This is a genomic window from Mycobacterium sp. TH-M103 (assembly GCF_057473785.1).
The window spans coordinates 1-17,459 of record NZ_JBYCLG010000141.1 but is presented as its reverse complement, the minus strand read 5'-3'; the positions used below and the strand labels follow the sequence as shown (position 1 = coordinate 17,459).

Genomic DNA, 17,459 nt, shown 5'->3' with positions numbered 1-17,459 from the left:
GAACGGGACGGCGGCAGAGGTGAGGGCGGAGGCGCTGAGTCCGGAGGCGGCGACGACGGCCGGACCGAGAAAACGAGCGATGTGGCGTGCGATCATGACGGGATAATCCCCCCCACCCGCGGATGCCAAACCTGCGAGATCATGCGCGGCTCGTGACCGTCGTCGCACACCGGCACGCCCGGCGGCGACCGCGACGGAATCGGGCGTACGCTGTCGTTAGCTAAACAAACGAAATGCCGGTTGCCGTGTGTGGTGCTGCGCGCGCAGACCCGCGCGGTACCGGCGAAGAGGGGAGGTCGTGGTGGCCCGCACTGCCGGTGACACCTGGGACATCGTCACGAGCGTCGGCTTCACGGCGCTGGCCGTGTGTGCGGCGCGGGCGCTCGATGCCGCGCTGGACCCGCCGCTGGCGGACGACGCCTTCGCGGCCGGCTTCGTCGCCGCCGCCGGCGAGCCCAATCTCGCTGCGGCAGTGGCCGACACGGACCTGTCGAGCACGGCGGGAGTCAACGCCCAGTGGGTGGGTGTGCGCACCCGATTCTTCGACGACTTCTTCGCCGGCGCCGGGCGGGGCGGAACGCGCCAGGCGGTGATCCTGGCGGCGGGTCTGGACAGTCGCGCCTACCGGTTGTCGTGGCCGGCGGGGTGCACGGTCTTCGAGGTCGACCAGCCCCGGGTGCTCGAGTTCAAGCAGCAGGTGCTGGACGGGCGCGGCGCCGTCCCGGCGGCACCGCGCGTCCCCGTCGCCGTCGACCTGCGGGAGGACTGGGCGGGTGCGCTCACCGCGGCCGGCTTCGACCCCGGCCAACCGACGGCGTGGGCGTTGGAGGGCCTGCTGCCCTACCTGCCCGGGCCCGCCCAGGACGCGCTGTTCGAAAAGTTGCACGAACTGTCGGCCGCGGGCAGTCACGTCGCGGCCGAACTGGGCCCACGGCCCGGGGAGCTGGCCGAGTTCGCCGCGAGCATGCCGCCCAGCGACGACGGCACCCAGCCGCCGGTCGCCGACCTCTGGTACGACGATCCGCGCCGGGACACCAAAAGCTGGCTCGCCGAACGGGATTGGGAGGTCACCGGCGTCGACCTGGTGGACAAGGCCGCCAACGAGTACGGACGGCCGTTCCAGGGTCTGCCACCGGTCTTCGAGCGCCTCCTCGGCAGCAAGTTCTTCACCGCCACCCGCATCCGTTGAGCAACCACCGGCCGCGTTCGCTCGATAGGGTGCGCTATGGCCACCGTCGTCGCGTTCCACGCGCATCCCGACGATGAGGTGCTGCTGACCGGCGGAACGCTCGCCCGCGCGGCGGCCGAGGGCCACCGGGTTGTCGTCGTCGTCGCCACGGACGGATCCGTGGGCGGGCCCGGCGACCGGCCGGCCGTGGATCGCATGGTGGAGTTGCGTGCGAGCGCGGGGGTGCTCGGTGTGCATCGGGTGGCGCACCTCGGCTATGCCGACAGCGGTTACGGGCCGGTCCTGTTCCCCGATCCGCCCGGCCGCATCCGGTTCGCGCGGGCCGACGCCGACGAGGCCGCGCGGCGGCTGGCCGACGTCCTGCGGGAAGAGCACGCGGACCTGCTCATCAGCTACGAGGCCAACGGCGGGTACGGCCACCGCGACCACGTCAAGGTGCACGAGGTCGGTGAGCGTGCCGCCCGGTTGGCGGCCACGCCGCGGATCGTGTACGCGACGATGCCGCGTGAACTGCTCATGCGCGGGCTCCGGATCGCCCAGCGCCTGCGCCTGCCCTACTTCTACGACGCAGCAATCGTTCCCTCCGCGTACAGCCCGCGGTCCTCGATCACCCACCGGATCGACGTGCGACCGTTCGTGGCGCAGAAGAAGCGGGCGATCGCGCAGCACCGGTCCCAGCTGCCCGGGCCGGCGCGACCGCTGTTGGCGCTGCTGCCGTCGGCGGCGTACGGGTTGGTCGCGGGGCGCGAATGGTTCGTCGATCCCGCGGTGCGGGACACGACCGCGGTGCGCGACGACATCTTCGCCACCTGAGGGCCCGTCCCCGCCCGGCGCTCACTCGCCCTTCAGGCTGCCGATGCCGAGCGAATAGTCACTGCGCCGTGGCCGCGCGTTCGCGACGTCTTCGACGTAGCCTTCGGGGTCGCGGTCGACGACCGGCACCCCCTCGGTGGTGGGATGCTCGGCCACGAACTCGCTGTACTGCCGGCCGAGTGCCTCGCGAAGGCCGATCGGGGCATGGCGCCGGAAATCGGAGAGCCCTTCTCGCTCCTCTTCGCCCATGTGCTCGTCGTTGGCCTGGCGCGCGCGGCCGACCGCGTCCCACCACTCCGCGGAGCCGGCCTCCGCCGAGTCGGCGGCGCGCACCGCGTCGCGGATGTCGTTGTGATCGCCGATGGCGTCGAGCGTCTCGCCCTCGGGGTCGTCGGCGCCGCGCCGCAGGAGCTGCGGGTAGAAGATCTTCTCCTCGATGTAGGCGTGCACGTCGAGTTGGTCGGCGAGCGGCCGCCAGACCCGCTCGAGCGCGGCACCGTCGACCTCCGGCTGCGCCTGCAGCAGGTCCAGCTCGGCGAACTGCTCGCGAAACCGTTGATGGTCGGCGAGGATCAACATGGTGATGTCGGCCATTCCCACCCCCGGTATTGCGGTTCACTCAGGCTTTCCGCCATCGTGTCCCATGCCGGCGCGGGCCGTCAACCCGGCCGGTACCGGCGCGAACCAATCGCCTCCCGGTCCCGCAGGCGCAATGCGGCACGCGAAGCGAAAGACGACTGGCCGGACCGGACGGCTATCTGTCCCCGGCGGACGCGGTCCTCGTCCTCGACCTGGGCTGGCTGACGGTGGGCACCGCCGACGTCGCCGACCACGTCATTCGCACGTGGGCGATCAAACTGCTGACCAGCCCGCCCCGGGCTGGTGATCCGGTACGCCAACGGTGCTGCGGCACAAGGCATCACCGACATCGCCGAACTGCATCGCCGCCCGGTCCCCGGCGAGACGTCGCCGATCGCGGCCTGGGATGCAGCCTCCCGCGCGGCCCGCGACGTGAGTGCGCCGATGTCGGCAAGCGCCGAAAGGTACGCCGTCCGGGCCGCTTACCAGTCGACGTCGCTCGTCGACACCGAGGACACGGACACCCTGGACGCCGTCGCCGGCAATGCACTGCGCGCCGGCTGGCCGGGTTGAACGTCGTCGACAGCGGGCCGGCGCCGGCCGTCGTCCCGGGAAAGGTGACCGCGGCATGAGCCAGCCGCCCGTGGCGTGCGCCGGCTGAGTGTGACCGGGCCTCGAGCTCACACCTGCGCCGGCTCCGGGGTTTTGGCGTGGGCCTTGCCGCGGCCGACGTAGGACTCGGCGCGCATCCGCTGCACCATGTGCGGATGATGCAGTTCGAACGCGGGCCGCTCGGAACGGATCCGGGGCAGCTCGGTGAAGTTGTGCCGCGGCGGCGGGCAACTCGTGGCCCACTCCAGCGAGTTGCCGTAGCCCCACGGGTCGTCGACCGTCACCGGTTCGCCGTAGCGCCAGCTCCTGAACACGTTCCACACGAACGGCAGCATCGACACCCCCAGTATGAAGGCTCCGGTCGTCGACACGAAGTTGAGCGTCTGCCAGCCGTCGGTGGGCAGGTAGTCGGCGTAGCGGCGGGGCATCCCCGAATTGCCGAGCCAGTGCTGCACAAGGAAGGTGGTGTGGAAGCCGATCAGGGTCAGCCAGAAGTGCAGCTTGCCCAGCCGTTCGTCGAGCAGTCGCCCCGTCATCTTGGGGAACCAGAAATAGATGCCGGCGTAGGTGGCGAACACGATGGTGCCGAACAGCGTGTAGTGGAAGTGCGCGACCACGAAATAGGTGTCACTGACATGGAAGTCCAGCGGCGGGCTGGCCAGCATCACGCCGGTCAGGCCGCCGAGCAGGAACGTGGCCAGGAAGCCGACCGAGAACAGCATCGGCGTCTCGAACGTCAACTGCCCCCGCCACATCGTACCGATCCAGTTGAAGAACTTGATCCCGGTCGGCACCGCGATCAGGAAGGTCATGAACGAGAAGAACGGCAGCAGCACCGCCCCGGTGGCGAACATGTGGTGGGCCCACACCGCCACCGACAGCGCGGCGATCGACAGCGTCGCGTAAACCAGTGTCGTGTAGCCGAATATCGGCTTCCGGGAGAACACCGGGATGATCTCGGACGCGATGCCGAAGAACGGCAGCGCGATGACGTACACCTCCGGATGCCCGAAGAACCAGAACAGATGCTGGTAGAGGATCACCCCGCCGTTGGCGGGGTCGTAGACGTGCGCGCCGAGGTGGCGGTCGGCGGCCAGCCCGAACAGCGCGGCCGTCAGCAGCGGAAAGACCACCAGCACAAGGATGCTGGTGATCAGGATGTTCCAGGTGAAGATCGGCAACCGGAACATGGTCATCCCCGGCGCGCGCATGCACACCACGGTGGTGATCATGTTGACCGCGCCCAGGATGGTGCCCAGGCCGCCGACGCCGATGCCCAGGATCCACAGGTCCGCTCCCGCGCCGGCACTGTGCGCCGCCTGGGACAGCGGGGTGTAGGCCGTCCAGCCGAAATCGGCCGCACCGCCGGGAACGATGAACCCGCCCAGCGCGATCAGCGCGCCGAACAAGAACAGCCAGAACGACAATGCGTTCAGCCGCGGGAACGCGACGTCGGGCGCACCGATCTGCAGGGGCAACACCAGGTTGGCGAACCCGAACACGATCGGGGTCGCATAGAACAGCAGCATCGCGGTGCCGTGCATGGTGAACAGCTGGTTGTACTGCTCGTTGGACAGGAACTGCAGCCCGGGCGCCGCCAGCTCGAGGCGCATCAGCAACGCCATCAGGCCGCCGATGAAGAAGAACACGAAGCAGGCGACCATGTACATGATGCCGATCATCTTGTGGTCGGTGGTGCTGATGATCTTGTAGATGAGGCTGCCCTTGGGGCCGAGCCGAGGTGGGAAGGGCCGACGGGCTTCGAGTCCGGCGACGGGCGGTGCTTCCGCGGTCATCGAGTTACCTCCACAGGATTCAGCAACGGTCGCAGCATTCGATAAGGCGCCTAAGTATTCCGAGCCGTGAACGCTCGTCCCTAGGGCCAAACGTCCCTAAGTCAGCCCGTTTTGGGTGCTCCGCGCGCGCGGGAAGGAAAGGCTCACCATGCTCGCAAGCCGGGCTGCGCGCCGGGTAGGGCTATCGTGTGACGGTGCGGCGTGGACCGGGGCGACGGGCCGGCGGGTTGCTCGTCGTGCTGCTAATCACCGCGCTCGCCTCGGGTCCGGCCACTTCATCGCCGGCGCCGCGCGCGGTGCCGCTGACCTGCCTGGACACCGCGCTGGCGGGCTACGCTAACTCCGGTGCCGGGTGGACGGGCGGGGATTCAACATGGTCGGCGCCGCTTCCCGACGGGCGGGAGCTGTTCGCTTTCTCGGACACGTTCCTCGGCCCCGTCACCGCGCGGGGCCGCCCGCCCGACGCGGCCTTCGTGCACAACTCGTTCGTCGTGCGTGACGCCGCGGGACGCTTCTCCACCATCGTCGGCGGGACCGCCGCCCGACCCGCGGCGCTGATCGCGCCGACCGATCCCACCCACTGGTTCTGGCTGGGAGCCGCGACGTATCTCGATGGGGCGCTGCAGGTTCCGGTCACCGAGTGGCGGCCGAGCGGGCCCGGTCCGTTCGGCTTCGCCTTCGTGGGATCGGCGTTGGCCCGGTTCGGCATTCGCGATCTGCGGGTTCCGGTGGTGACGCCGTTGCCGCGATCGCGGGGAATCCAGTGGGGTCAGTGGGTGCAGCCGGCCGGCGCCTGGACCTACGTGTACGGTGCCGAGACCGACGGCGAGCACAGGTATCTGCACGTGGCCCGCGTCGCGGGAGGCGATCTGCGCCGGCCTTTCTCCTATTGGACCGGCCGGGGCTGGTCGACGGCGGAGTCGGATTCCTCGCGGGTCACCGACGGCGTCGGCGGTGAGTTCTCGGTGCACAGGCTGCGCCCCGGCGCGTACCTGCTCACCACGATGCAGGGCGGCAAGGGATTCAGCGACCGGATCGTCGGCCGGTTCGGCCCCGCCCCGACGGGGCCGTTCGGGCCCTCGACCACGCTGTATGTGACACCCGAGAGCGGCCGCTCGGGTACCTACCACGACGCCGACGTCTACACCTACAACGCCCACGCTCACCCCGAGTACTCGACGCCCACCGCTGTCGTGGTGTCCTACAACGTCAACAGTGTCGACACCTCGCCCGGGGGCGACCTGTACCGCCGGGTGGGCATCTACCGCCCGCGGTTCGTCGTGGTTTCGTTGGGCCGGGACGGAGCCGGGCACACGTCTGCGGGCGCGGCGCGCCGTCCGTGCCCCTAGCGAGAACCGCCGCGCGACAAGGTAATCCGCTAGAGCGCGGTTGCCGCCCCGCCGGCCGCGGCGGTGAGGGTGGCGACCAGGGTGTCTTCGTCGGTGTCGATGTCGCCGTGCAGCCAGGCGACGATGAGGTCGGTGGTGCCGGCGACCAGCGCGCGCGTCGCCAACCTCCGGTCGACGGACGGCTTCGGGCGTCCGGTGAACGCGATGGCGTCGGCTACCATGCGGTCGGTGAAGTCACGCACCGCACGCCGTTGATGTTCCCGCAGCCGCGGAAAGCCCGGGCACTCCATGTACAGCCGCGCGTCGGCGCGGTCGGACGCCAGCGCGCGCACCACGGCGCGCAGTGTGCCCTCGACGCGATCCGCGAGCGGGGCGGTGGTCAGGACCTCGTCCATCCGGGCCACCAACCGGCGGAACAGATCCTCGGCGCAGGCGTCGAGCAGGTCGTCCTTGGAGGCGAATTCGGTATAGAAGTACCGCTTGCTCAAATTCGCGTGCTGGCAGACCAGATCGACGGTCAGGGGGGCCACGCCGCACTCGGCGACGAGCATCCGGGCGGCCTCGACCAGGCGTTCGCGGCGTTCCTGCGCCCGCTGTTCGGGGGTGAGTCCGCCGTAGTTACGGCCCGCGCCAGTCATGATGACATCTTGACGCACGCGCGCGAGAGGCCATAATTCAGGAACGAATCCGTTCTAGATCCCGTCAGACGGCGGACCCTACCCGAGGAGCACCTATGAGCACCCGCATCATGGACGACGCGGCGCGGCTGCTGACCGACCCCGAGGCCTACACCGACGAGAAGCGGCTGCACGAGGCGCTGGCCCACCTGCGCGCCCACGCCCCGGTGTCCTGGGTCGACGTCGAGGGTTACAAACCGTTCTGGGCGGTCACCAAGCACGCCGACATCATGGACATCGAGCGGCAGAACGACCTGTTCACCAACGACCCGCGCCCGCTGCTGATGAACACCGAACTCGACGAGAAGCTGCGCGCGGACCGGGAGGCCGGCATCGGCCTGCGCACGCTGATCCACATGGACGACCCGCATCACCGGGACATCCGCAAGGTCGGGGCGGACTGGTTCCGCCCGAAGGCCATGCGGGCATTGAAGGCCCGCTGCGACGAGCTGGCCAAGATCTATGTCGACCGGATGCTGGAGAAGGGTCCGGAGCTCGAGTTCGCGCAGGAGATCGCGGTCAACTACCCGCTGTACGTGATCCTGTCGCTGCTGGGCCTGCCGGAATCGGACTTCCCCCGCATGCTCAAACTCACCCAGGAGATGTTCGGTGGCGAGGATACCGAGTTCCAGCGCGGTGCCAATCCCGAGGACATGCTGGCGGTGCTGCTCGACTTCTTCAACTACTTCGCGGCGCTGACCGCGTCGCGTCGCGAGCAGCCTACCGAGGATCTGGCCTCGGCGATCGCCAACGCCAAGATCCACGGGGAACCGTTGTCCGACATGGACACCGCGTCGTACTACGTGATCGTGGCCAGCGCCGGTCACGACACCACCAGCGCCGGCATCGCCGGCGGACTGCTGGCTCTGCTGGAGCATCCCGGAGAGCTGGCGCGGGTGCAGAACGACATGAGCCTGATGGGCACCGCGGTCGAGGAGATGATCCGCTGGGTAGTGCCGGTCAAGGAGTTCATGCGCACCGCCCAGGCCGACGCCGAGGTGCGCGGCATACCGATCGCCAAGGGCGAATCCGTGCTGCTGTCCTATGTTTCGGCCAACCGCGACGAGGACGTGTTTGCCGACCCGTTCCGGTTCGACGTCGGCCGGGATCCCAACAAGCACCTGTCGTTCGGCTACGGCGTGCACTTCTGCCTGGGGGCGGCGCTGGCCCGTATGGAGATGAACAGCTTCTTCTCCGAACTGCTTCCGCGGCTCAAGAGCATCGAGCTGGCCGGCGCGCCCGAGCTCGTCGCCGCGACCTTCGTCGGCGGTGTCAAGCGCCTGCCGATCCGCTACTCACTGAGGTGAGCTCGCCCGGCGGCCCGTCGCCCAGCGCCGCAGCCCTCGGGCGCCGACAGGCAGGCGGCGCCGTCGGCAAGCGTCGTCGCGCCGTCGTCGTCGACCGACCGCACCTCGTTGCGGACGATGGTGACTCGCTCCGCCAGGGCCGACAGCGCGCCGTGGCTGCGCAGGCATCCGCCGATCGGGTCGAACAGGCATGTCTCCCAAGGGGTCCGGAGGAACGGGATGCGAGCCGTGATCTCACGCCGGTCCAGCTAGAAGAAGAACCCGGCGTAGGGGGCGTCGGGCACCTCGAACAGCCGGTCGGCCGCGGCGACCGCCTCGGGGTCGTCAGCGCGGGCCAGCCCCGCCACGGCCAGGCTGCGCCACGTCGCACCGCCGAGCAGGACGGCGGCCAACCCCTCGATCCCCACGTGCAACCGGGCCCGCCGGTCAGTGCGCTCGGCGCCCGCGGCGCTGACAGCGAAGTGGGCCGAATTGTGCGGTAGGAAAAGGTCGTTGACGGCGACGGTGATCTCACCGTCGCAGGAGTATCGGCGCGCCGAGAGCGCCTTGCCGGAGTCGACCACGCGCAACCACGTTTCGTCATGCACCGCGGTTACCCGCATCGCGCGCCGGTCAACAAGCAACCACGGCAGCGGATCGTCGATCGGCAGCGACCAGAACACCACGCGGTCGATCAGGTCGAGTCCCAGCAGGAAGCGCAACAGTCCCAGGTAGGCGTCCTCGGTGGGGGCGAAGAAGTCCTCGACCACGATCGTGCGCTGGTCGCTGACGAACCACCGTTCGGTGTCGACGGGGCGGTAGCGGACGAACCCCATTTCCTGCCCCGGCTCGCCGTGGACCGCCACATACCAAGGGGCCGAGGAGGATTCGGTGCGCAACCGCACGCTTCGCCACCACACGGCCGGGCGGTCGACGGTCCCGGGGCGGGACGGCCGGTTCGCGGCGCAGATCCGCGGCAGGGCGTCCCAGGCCCCGGCGCCGTCGAGCAGCCGCACCGGACCGCCGCGCCCGACGTCGGGGCGCAACGCGGCCCGCGCGGTCGCCACCTCCACGCTCTGCGACGAGCTCGCCACGCCGTAGCCAAACCGTTCGTAGATCGTGGCCTCGGACGCGCGCAACGTGGCCACGACCTCGCCCCGTGCGGCGACGTCGCGCAGCTGATGACCGACCAGGTCGGTGGCGATGCCCTTGCGGGTGAACGACGGCAGCACCCCGATGTGCGTCACGGCGGCATGGCCCACGACCGCACCGCCGGGCAGCGTCAGGCGGCTCGTCGCGGCGTCGGCGGTGCCGACCAGTTCCCCGTTGACGAACGCCCCGATGGTGCGGCCGGGCTCCAGCAGTTCGGTGATCCGGCCGGGCGGCAGGTCGGGCAGCGGCGGCAGGCCCACCATCGAGGCCCGGAACACGTTGGCCGCGGCGATCAGGTCGGCTTCGTCGTCGAGTACACGGATGTCGGTGGTCACCCGGCCATCATGTCTGGTGCCCGGCGCCGCCACCATGGCTAGCGGATGGACAGCCCCGTCAGCGCCCGCGAGATGACCAGGCGCTGGATCTCGCTGGTGCCCTCGAAGATGGTGAAGATCTTCGCGTCGCGATGCATCCGCTCCACGGGGTAGTCGCGGGTGTAGCCGTTGCCGCCCAGGATCTGGATCGCCTCGTCGGTCACGTAGACCGCCGTCTCGCTGGCCACCAGCTTGGCCATCGAGCCCTCCGCGGCGTCGAAGTCCAGGTTGTTGCGGGCCATCCAGCCGGCCCGCCACACCAGCAGCCGGGCCGCGTCGATCCGGCTCTTCATGTCGGCCAGCTTGAACGCCACCGCTTGGAACTCACCGATCTTGCGGCCGAATTGCTCGCGCTGGCAGGCATAGTCGAGGGCGTATTCGTAGGCGGCCCGGGCCACGCCGACGGCCATCGCGCCGACGGTGGGACGGGTGCGCTCGAATGTCTTCATCGCCGCCTGCCCGCGCGCGGAGGAGCCGGATTTGACCCGCGCGATCCGAGCCTCGAATTTCTCCCGGCCGCCCAGGATCGCGTCCTCGGGCAGGCGGACGTCATCGAGCACCACCTCGGCGGTGTGCGAGGCGCGGATCCCGTGCTTCTTGAATTTCTGGCCCTGCGCAAGGCCTTTGGTGTCCGGCCCGATGACGAAGGTCGCCTGGCCGCGGGTGCCGAGTTCGGGGTAGACCGACGCCACGACGATGTGGACGTTGGCGATGCCGCCGTTGGTCGCCCAGGTCTTGGTGCCGTTGAGGATCCACTCGCGCGAGGCCTCGTCGTAGCGGGCGCGGGTGCGGATGCCGCCGACGTCGGAACCCGCGTCGGGCTCCGAGGAGCAGAACGCGCCGAGCTTGGGCTCGTCGGGCGTGCCGAACATCTCGGGCAGCCAGCGGCCGAGCTGTTCGGGGGTGCCGTTGCCCGCCAGCGCCGCCGCGGCCAGCCCGGTGCCCAGAATGGACAGCGCGATGCCGGCGTCGCCCCAGAACATCTCCTCGAACACGGTCAGCATGCCCAGCCCGCTGGGCTCGGCGGCCTGCTGGGCGAACAGGTCCGAGGAGTAGAGACCGACCTTGGCGGCCTCCTGGATCACCGGCCACGGCGTCTCCTCGCGTTCGTCCCATTCGGCCGCGGCGGGGCGGATCACGTCGGCCGCGAACTGGTGCACCCAGTCGCGCACCATGATCACGTCGTCGCTCAGTTGCAGTGAAAACGTCACGGTTCTACTCCTGAATCTCACGGTTTCGGTATTGGGTGAGGACGCTGACCGTCTGGCCGACCCACGCCTCGAAGTAACGCTGTTCGCCGACGTTGCCGGGCAGGCGACCGGTCAGCGCTTGCAGCGTCGCGGCGTAGGACAACGACCCGATCGCCACGGCCGCGGCCGCCTCGGGATCGGGGATGCGGGTGCGGCCGGACCGGTTGGAGGCGGCCAGTTCGTCGGCGAACCGCTGATAGGCGTTGTCGGTGATGACCTGCCAGGTCTTCTCGTCGAGGTCGCCGAGTTCGTCCGGTTCGCGCAGCATGACCTTGAGCAGGTCCTCGCTCTGGCGCAGGTTGTCCCAGATCAGCTGGCCGGCGGTGCGCACCGCGGCCTCCACGCTGCCCGGCTCCCCGGCGTCGTACTGCTCGCGCGCGGCGACGATCCGCTCGATGCGGTGCGCGACCGCGGCCTCGAGCAGCTCGCGCTTGGAGCCGAAGTGCTTGTAGAGGGCCCCCGACCCCGGCGCCAGGCCGGATGCCCGCTGGATGTCGGCCACCGACGTCGCCGCGTATCCCTTGGCGGCGAAGAGTTTCAGCGCCTCGGCCAGCAGTCGGTCGCGTCCGGAGATGGCCATGGTGAGAGAGTACTCACTCACCAGGCGGCGCCGCAAACGTGCGCCGTGAGACGCCCGTCACCGGGGGCCCGCTTGTCGGGGGCCGGCCGGCGCGGCCGTGCACCATAATCGACCCATGATTTCCGCCCAGCCGCAGCCCGACCCCCGGCCTGTCGTCTGATGGAGCACGGGTCTCGCATGCTCCGGCTGGTGCGGCTGCCGATGCGGGTGCTGTCGTTGCGCACCATCGTCATCATCGCCCAGCTCGGGGTGATCGGCTTCGCCGTCGCCCTGGCCGCATGGGTGTGGATCGGCGTCACCAACGACCAGTACAGCCAGCTCGACCGGCGGCTGGATTCGGTCAGCAGCCTCGGCGACATCAACACGCTGCTCAACAGCGGCCAGCTCACCAGCCCGGACCGGCCGATACCGGACGGCAACCTGGTCCGCACCGCGCGCATCGGCGGTGTGACCGTCTCGGTGCCCAGCGACATCGTGCTGCCCAAGCTGCCCAACGGTTATGCGAACACCACCATCAACGGCGTGCAGTACCGGGTCCGCACCTTCACCGCGGGCCCGGCCTCGATCGCGCTCGCGGCCCCACTGGCCGAGGCGCAGCACCGCATCAACGAACTACACCTGCGCGTGATGCTGATCTGCGCCAGCGTGATCGGCGGCACTGTACTCGTCGGCTGGGTTATCTCGCTGATCATGGTCAACCCGTTCCTGTTGCTCGCCCAGCAGGCGCGGGCCATCAACGCCCAGTCCAGTCCGGACGAGGTCCAGGTCCGCGGCGTGCGCGAGGCCGTGGAGATCGCCGAGGCCGTCGAGGGAATGCTGGCGCGCATCGGTAACGAGCAGCAGCGCACCAAGGCGGCGCTGGAATCGGCGCGCGACTTCGCCGCCGTCGCTTCGCACGAGCTGCGGACCCCGTTGACCGCCATGCGCACCAACCTGGAGGTGCTGTCCACGCTGGAGTTGGCGCCCGAGCAGCGCCACGAGGTGATCAGCGACGTCATCCGCACCCAGAGCCGCATCGAGTCGACGCTGACGGCACTCGAACGGCTCGCGCAGGGGCAGCTCACCACCTCCGACGATTTCGTGCCGTTCGACATCACCGAACTGCTGGATCGCGCCGCCCACGACGCGCTGCGCGTCTACCCCGATGTCGACGTGTCGCTGTTGCCCTCGCCGACCGTGCTGATGGTAGGCCTGCCCACCGGCCTGCGCCTGGTGATCGACAACGCCATCGCCAACGCCGTCAAGCACGGCGGCGCCACCGAGATCCAGCTCAACGTCACCAGTTCCGTTGAGGGCGTGCAGATCACGATCGACGACAACGGCACCGGGGTTCCCGAACACGAACGCGCCACCGTCTTCGAGCGCTTCTCCCGCGGCTCCACGGCCTCGCGTTCGGGTTCCGGGCTGGGGCTCGCGCTGGTGGCGCAGCAGGCCGAATTGCACGGCGGGGAGGCCTCCTTGCACGCCAGCCCGCTGGGTGGGACGCGACTGCTGTTGAAACTGGCCGGCGACGGCCGCGGCCCGGCGTGACGCACGTAGCGGTCGGATTGCCTGGGCGTCAACGTGCCGGACCTGCCGGCCGCCAGGGGCTACTACGACGCGCTCCTGCCCCTCGTCGGGTTGGACCCGTTTCTCGTCGCTGACAACGAATTCGTCTACCGGCCGGTCGGCGACCAGCCCGGGGGAGTACGCGTCGCAGCGAAAGGGATTGCAGCATTTGGCCTTTATGGTGCGGCGCCAGCAGCGGTGCGCGCCGTCCACGACCATGTCATCGCGAACGGCGGCACCGGCATCGAACCACCCGGGCGTTACTACGCGATATTCTGGTAGGACCCGTTCGGGCTCAAGCTCGAACCGGTCTGCCACCACGACCGAGCCTGAGAAGCCCCGACGCGCGTCCGCGCCGAAGATTTGCATTCGATATGCACTCGGCTCGCCGGGTTGACCGGGCCCGCCCGCCCACCTACCTTCGAGCCTAGAAGCCAGGCTGGGCGGCGGCGCTTTGATGTGTAATAGCTTTGGGCTTCAACCGATCACGCGGACATGACCGGCTGCGACGTCCGGCGGGCACCGCAGCACTTGCCAGGACACCACGAGGGGGGATCGATGCAGCGCACCGAAACGCTCGACGACGCGGGCGTCGAGCCGGGGCCGTCGGCGCGTACCGAACGGCTACGTGCGGTGGTGCGCCACGACCTTCCGGCCTCGCTGGTCGTCTTCCTGGTGGCGCTGCCATTGTCGCTGGGGATCGCGATCGCCTCGGATGCGCCGGTGCTCGCCGGCCTGACCGCCGCGATCGTCGGGGGGATCCTGGCAGGATTTCTCGGTGGCTCGCCGTTACAGGTCAGCGGCCCCGCCGCGGGCCTGACCGTCGTCGTGGCCGACCTCGTCTCTCAATTCGGCTGGGGGATAACCTGTTTGATCACCGCGGCCGCCGGCGCTCTGCAGGTGCTGCTGGGGCTGAGCCGCGTCGCGCGGGCCGCGCTGGCGATCTCGCCCGTCGTGGTCCACGCCATGCTGGCGGGCATCGGCATCACCATCGCACTGCAGCAGATGCATGTGCTGCTCGGCGGCAAGTCCAAGAGCACGGCCTGGCAGAACGTCGTCGGTCTGCCCGGGCAGATAATCGACGCGCACCGGCCCGGCGTGATCCTCGGGGTCCTGGTGATTGCCCTCTTGATCGGCTGGCACTGGATGCCAGCGGGCCTGCGCCGCGTCCCGGGCCCGCTGGTCGCCATCGTCGCGGTGACGGTCCTGTCGGTCGTCTTCCCGTTCCAGGTGCCCCGGATCCGCCTGGAGGGATCGGTGCTGGACGCGATCCGGCTGCCCGAGCTGCCCGACGGCAACTGGGGAGCCGTCGCGATGGGCGTGCTCACCGTCACGCTCATCACCAGCGTCCAGAGCCTGCTGACCGCGGTGTCGATCGACCGGATGCACAACGGGCCCCGCACCGATTTCGACCGCGAGCTGATCGGCCTGGGCGTGGCCAACGTCGCGGCCGGTGCGATCGGCGCGCTGCCGGTCAGCGGTGTCATCGTCCGCAGCGCGGCCAACGTCAACGCCGGCGCGAAGACCCGCGCCTCGGCGATCATGCACGGTTTCTGGATCCTGCTGTTCACCGTTCCGTTCGCGGGGCTGGTCGAAGAGATTCCCACGGCCGCGCTGGCCGGGCTGCTCATCGTCGTCGGCGCCCAGTTGCTCAAGCCCGCCCACATCGAGACGGCACTGCGCAACGGGGACCTGGCGGTGTACATGGTGACCACCGTCGGCGTGGTCTTCCTCAATCTGCTGCACGGCGTCATGATCGGACTCGCGCTGGCCATCGTCCTGACCGGATGGCGGGTGATTCGGGCCCGGATCGAGGCCGTCCCGGTGGGCGACGAATGGCACATCGTCCTCGAGGGCGCGTGCACGTTCCTGGCGCTGCCGCGGCTGACCCGCGTGCTCGCCTCCGTGCCGCAACGGACCACGGTCACCGTAAGCGTGCTCACCGACTACCTCGATCATGCTGCGCAGCAGGCGATCAGCGACTGGCAGCATCAGCATCGCAGCACCGGCGGAACGGTGCACATCGATGGCGACACCGAGGCGGGCACGCCGGCGGCCGCGCGGTCGGAGGCCAACCGGCGCAGGGCCCGGCTGACGTTGGTCGCCCGCCAACTCCGCGAGCAGACGTAAAAGCCCCGACACGCCGGTGAATGGGGAGCTTTTGCGTCTGCTCGCGGGGTGCAGCTAGAGCGGTGCGCCCTGCTGGGCCAGGTTCAGCAGCAGGTAGGCGACGCAGAGCAGGAAGTGTAGGACCACGAGAATCAGTCCGGCGAGCAGCAACGAGCGGGAGCCGCGCCGCTTCAGCCGCTTGATCCTGGCGGCGCGCGTCGCCCGGTTCATCTCCAGCGCGATGAGCGCGAAATGGACGTCCGTCACCTCGTCGGCCGCCACGGGCAACCCGGCCGCGATCGCCCGAAGACGTCCCGGCGCGGTGCGCACGCCGACGCTCGCGAATTGCTGACACAGCCGCCGCGCCCGGACCCGGCTCAGTGCCTGATACCGCATCTGCAGTTGATGCGAGAGATGCTGGCGTTCATCGCCCCAGTGGTCGGACGGGGTCGTCACAGGCGGAAGTCTAATGTGTCACAGACCACTTTTCCGAGTGCCTGCGGCGATTACGTCGATGAAGTTTCGTCCGCCGTGTCGCCACGCATGCGTTCGGGCTCGGGCAGGTCGAGGTAGCGCTCGCGGTTGCGGTGCATGTTGATCGCGCGCCGCTCCTCACCGGAGAGAACCAGATGGGTCAAGCCCGGCTGATGCATGCCTCCGCTGTACGCCGGGGAGAACCCGAATGTCCTGCGTCAGAACCACACCCGGCTCAGCCGTCTCAGCCGTCACGCGAACATCCGCCGGTTTGGTGCGCGGCGCGCCCGGTGCCATCCGCGTCATCGGGAACATCACCAGCTCGCCCTTGTCGGGAGCGGGAGCGGGAGCGGGGTCGGCGTCGCGCGGCCGCGAGCACATGACGGTCAAGTGGTCCGCGTCGGTCGGCAACGTCGTGTTCGGGACCACGTTGTACTGGTGCAGCCGGGTGATCCGGTCGGTATCGGCCCAGCCCAGGTCCACCCCGCGCCCGGCGGCGAATGCCCAGGTTCGCGCCGCGATCACCTCCGCCACCGTCTGCCCGGCCTCGCGGTCCGGCAACGGCGTGCCCTCGGCCACGCCCATCAGCGCACCCTGGGTGTGGACGTAGGCGTCCCAGACCTCCTCGTCGCTCAAGGCGCCGTCGAAATACGGGCTCTGCACGCCGTAGGGCTGGTCGGACGTGCCGGTGTGTCCCCAGATGCGTTGCGGCGCATGGCTGTCGTCCACGCAGCGCAGTGACTCCGGGTGCAGCGTGGCGATGCGGTAGGTCTCGAGCCGTCGGCGACGGTCTTCCAGTTGGCGTCCACCTCGACGGTCAGCGTGGCGTAGCAGCGGAAGTCGCCCAGCCCGCACCAGGCGATATCGTCGGGGACCGCCTCCAGGTAGTCGGCCAGCGGCCCACGCACAGCGAGTTGCCGCGATGGCGGCAGGCGTTCTGGAAAGCGCGCAACCCGCCTCCAGATTCCGGGTCCCCGCGGACGATCAGCACTGAGTACGGCCCGCAGCGGTACTCGAAGTAGTCGCCCGGCTCAGCGAGGTGGTCGAGCGTGCAGGCGAGCTGCCACACCTTGGGCCACATGCGTTCGACCACGAGCGCGACGACCGCGGTGAGTAATAGCGCGAGGCCGGCACCAGCGTCGGGCACGGTGGCGGGGTGCCGATCGCATCATCGTCGCGGCTCACCGCCACCCCTCAGCGCGCCCCGCGTACCAGGCGGCCGGGACGGGCCCCGGTGTCGACGTCGTTGCGGCGGGTCACCGTGCCGCTGACGATGGTCGCGGCGTAGCCGCTGGCGCCCTGCAGGATCCGGTGCCCGCCGGCGGGCAGGTCGAACGCCATCGCCGCGGGGTGCAGGGTCAGCGCAGCCATGTCGATCACGTTGATGTCGGCCTTCTTGCCCGGCTCGATCGTGCCGCGGTCGGTGAGGCCGAACAGGTGCGCCGTGTCGCGGGACTGCTTGCGGATCACGTACTCCAGCGACAACTTCTCGCCGCGGCGGCGGTCCCGCGCCCAGTGCGTGAGCAGGAACGTGGGGTAGGAGGCGTCGCAGATCATCCCGCAGTGGGCGCCGCCGTCGGACAGCCCCAGCACCCCGGCGGGGTGCAGCAGCATCTCCCGGATGGCGTCGCAGTTGCCGTCGGCGTAGTTGAACAGCGGCAGCATCAGCAT

16 protein-coding genes and 1 pseudogene are annotated in these 17,459 nt (G+C 69.6%); 8 read left to right on the top strand and 9 right to left on the bottom strand.

What is annotated here, in order from left to right; all coding sequences use genetic code 11:
- Positions 1-301: 301 nt before the first annotated feature.
- The gene (locus AC2VOR_RS07960; protein WP_369741305.1) at positions 302-1,189 is read left to right on the top strand and encodes an SAM-dependent methyltransferase; all 888 of its coding nucleotides are present in this window, start codon (positions 302-304) and stop codon (positions 1,187-1,189) included.
- Positions 1,190-1,225: 36 nt separating this feature from the next.
- Positions 1,226-2,002 (top strand): PIG-L deacetylase family protein, encoded by a 777-nt coding sequence (locus AC2VOR_RS07955; protein WP_369741304.1) that lies wholly within the window; start codon positions 1,226-1,228, stop codon positions 2,000-2,002.
- A 21-nt stretch (positions 2,003-2,023) separates the two neighbouring features.
- On the opposite strand, the gene AC2VOR_RS07950 is transcribed toward AC2VOR_RS07955, so the two are convergent.
- Positions 2,024-2,596 carry a hemerythrin domain-containing protein gene (locus AC2VOR_RS07950; RefSeq protein ID WP_369741303.1) on the bottom strand — a complete coding sequence of 191 codons (573 nt, stop codon included), beginning with the start codon at positions 2,594-2,596 and terminating at the stop codon, positions 2,024-2,026.
- A 288-nt stretch (positions 2,597-2,884) separates the two neighbouring features.
- Here AC2VOR_RS07950 and AC2VOR_RS07945 point away from each other — a divergent pair, with 288 nt between their 5' ends.
- Positions 2,885-3,154: a hypothetical protein gene (locus tag AC2VOR_RS07945; protein WP_369741302.1), complete on the top strand. Its 270-nt coding sequence runs from the start codon at positions 2,885-2,887 to the stop codon at positions 3,152-3,154.
- Positions 3,155-3,261: 107 nt separating this feature from the next.
- Here the strand turns inward: AC2VOR_RS07945 and ctaD are convergent, their stop codons facing one another.
- Positions 3,262-4,989, bottom strand: a complete 1,728-nt coding sequence (ctaD, locus tag AC2VOR_RS07940) for an aa3-type cytochrome oxidase subunit I (protein WP_486963543.1) — start codon at positions 4,987-4,989, stop codon at positions 3,262-3,264.
- Between the two features lie 194 nt (positions 4,990-5,183).
- Here ctaD and AC2VOR_RS07935 point away from each other — a divergent pair, with 194 nt between their 5' ends.
- A complete protein-coding gene (locus tag AC2VOR_RS07935; RefSeq protein WP_486963542.1) occupies positions 5,184-6,338 on the top strand; it encodes a glycoside hydrolase family 183 protein in 1,155 nt (384 codons plus the stop codon).
- 29 nt (positions 6,339-6,367) lie between these two features.
- On the opposite strand, the gene AC2VOR_RS07930 is transcribed toward AC2VOR_RS07935, so the two are convergent.
- On the bottom strand, positions 6,368-6,976 hold the full coding sequence (locus tag AC2VOR_RS07930) for a TetR/AcrR family transcriptional regulator (protein WP_369741299.1): 609 nt from the start codon (positions 6,974-6,976) through the stop codon (positions 6,368-6,370).
- Between the two features lie 95 nt (positions 6,977-7,071).
- Here AC2VOR_RS07930 and AC2VOR_RS07925 point away from each other — a divergent pair, with 95 nt between their 5' ends.
- On the top strand, positions 7,072-8,322 hold the full coding sequence (locus AC2VOR_RS07925) for a cytochrome P450 (RefSeq protein ID WP_369741298.1): 1,251 nt from the start codon (positions 7,072-7,074) through the stop codon (positions 8,320-8,322).
- A 248-nt stretch (positions 8,323-8,570) separates the two neighbouring features.
- On the opposite strand, the gene AC2VOR_RS07920 is transcribed toward AC2VOR_RS07925, so the two are convergent.
- The 3 genes from AC2VOR_RS07920 to AC2VOR_RS07910 are packed head-to-tail and all read right to left on the bottom strand — an operon-like array spanning position 8,571 to position 11,657.
- On the bottom strand, positions 8,571-9,788 hold the full coding sequence (locus AC2VOR_RS07920; protein WP_369741297.1) for a GNAT family N-acetyltransferase: 1,218 nt from the start codon (positions 9,786-9,788) through the stop codon (positions 8,571-8,573).
- 38 nt (positions 9,789-9,826) lie between these two features.
- Positions 9,827-11,038 carry an acyl-CoA dehydrogenase family protein gene (locus AC2VOR_RS07915; RefSeq protein WP_369741296.1) on the bottom strand — a complete coding sequence of 404 codons (1,212 nt, stop codon included), beginning with the start codon at positions 11,036-11,038 and terminating at the stop codon, positions 9,827-9,829.
- A 4-nt stretch (positions 11,039-11,042) separates the two neighbouring features.
- Positions 11,043-11,657 carry a TetR/AcrR family transcriptional regulator gene (locus AC2VOR_RS07910; RefSeq protein WP_369741295.1) on the bottom strand — a complete coding sequence of 205 codons (615 nt, stop codon included), beginning with the start codon at positions 11,655-11,657 and terminating at the stop codon, positions 11,043-11,045.
- 201 nt (positions 11,658-11,858) lie between these two features.
- Here AC2VOR_RS07910 and AC2VOR_RS07905 point away from each other — a divergent pair, with 201 nt between their 5' ends.
- The 3 genes from AC2VOR_RS07905 (at position 11,859) to AC2VOR_RS07895 (ending at position 15,335) form a co-directional block, all read left to right on the top strand.
- On the top strand, positions 11,859-13,187 hold the full coding sequence (locus AC2VOR_RS07905; RefSeq protein WP_369741817.1) for a sensor histidine kinase: 1,329 nt from the start codon (positions 11,859-11,861) through the stop codon (positions 13,185-13,187).
- Positions 13,188-13,220: 33 nt separating this feature from the next.
- Complete coding sequence (locus AC2VOR_RS07900; protein WP_369741294.1) at positions 13,221-13,487, top strand: VOC family protein; 267 nt, start codon at positions 13,221-13,223, stop codon at positions 13,485-13,487.
- Positions 13,488-13,763: 276 nt separating this feature from the next.
- Positions 13,764-15,335 (top strand): SulP family inorganic anion transporter, encoded by a 1,572-nt coding sequence (locus tag AC2VOR_RS07895; RefSeq protein WP_369741293.1) that lies wholly within the window; start codon positions 13,764-13,766, stop codon positions 15,333-15,335.
- 54 nt (positions 15,336-15,389) lie between these two features.
- Here the strand turns inward: AC2VOR_RS07895 and AC2VOR_RS07890 are convergent, their stop codons facing one another.
- The 3 genes and pseudogenes from AC2VOR_RS07890 to AC2VOR_RS07880 form a co-directional block, all read right to left on the bottom strand.
- Positions 15,390-15,770, bottom strand: coding sequence for a hypothetical protein (locus AC2VOR_RS07890; RefSeq protein WP_369741292.1), 381 nt, complete (start codon positions 15,768-15,770; stop codon positions 15,390-15,392).
- Between the two features lie 50 nt (positions 15,771-15,820).
- A pseudogene (locus AC2VOR_RS07885) lies at positions 15,821-16,979 on the bottom strand (SRPBCC family protein).
- Positions 16,980-16,982: 3 nt separating this feature from the next.
- On the bottom strand, positions 16,983-17,459 hold a 477-nt coding region (locus AC2VOR_RS07880; RefSeq protein WP_486963541.1), incomplete at its 5' end, for an amidohydrolase family protein.

Bases quoted from the DNA above. Each gene is read 5' to 3' on its own strand.
- AC2VOR_RS07925 (WP_369741298.1), top strand. From the start codon at position 7,072: ATGAGCACCCGCATCATGGACGACGCGGCGCGGCTGCTGACCGACCCC.
- AC2VOR_RS07950 (WP_369741303.1), bottom strand. From the start codon at position 2,596: ATGGCCGACATCACCATGTTGATCCTCGCCGACCATCAACGGTTTCGC.
- AC2VOR_RS07955 (WP_369741304.1), top strand. From the start codon at position 1,226: ATGGCCACCGTCGTCGCGTTCCACGCGCATCCCGACGATGAGGTGCTG.
- AC2VOR_RS07910 (WP_369741295.1), bottom strand. From the start codon at position 11,657: ATGGCCATCTCCGGACGCGACCGACTGCTGGCCGAGGCGCTGAAACTC.
- AC2VOR_RS07905 (WP_369741817.1), top strand. From the start codon at position 11,859: ATGCGGGTGCTGTCGTTGCGCACCATCGTCATCATCGCCCAGCTCGGG.
- ctaD (WP_486963543.1), bottom strand. From the start codon at position 4,989: ATGACCGCGGAAGCACCGCCCGTCGCCGGACTCGAAGCCCGTCGGCCC.
- AC2VOR_RS07895 (WP_369741293.1), top strand. From the start codon at position 13,764: ATGCAGCGCACCGAAACGCTCGACGACGCGGGCGTCGAGCCGGGGCCG.
- AC2VOR_RS07930 (WP_369741299.1), bottom strand. From the start codon at position 6,976: ATGACTGGCGCGGGCCGTAACTACGGCGGACTCACCCCCGAACAGCGG.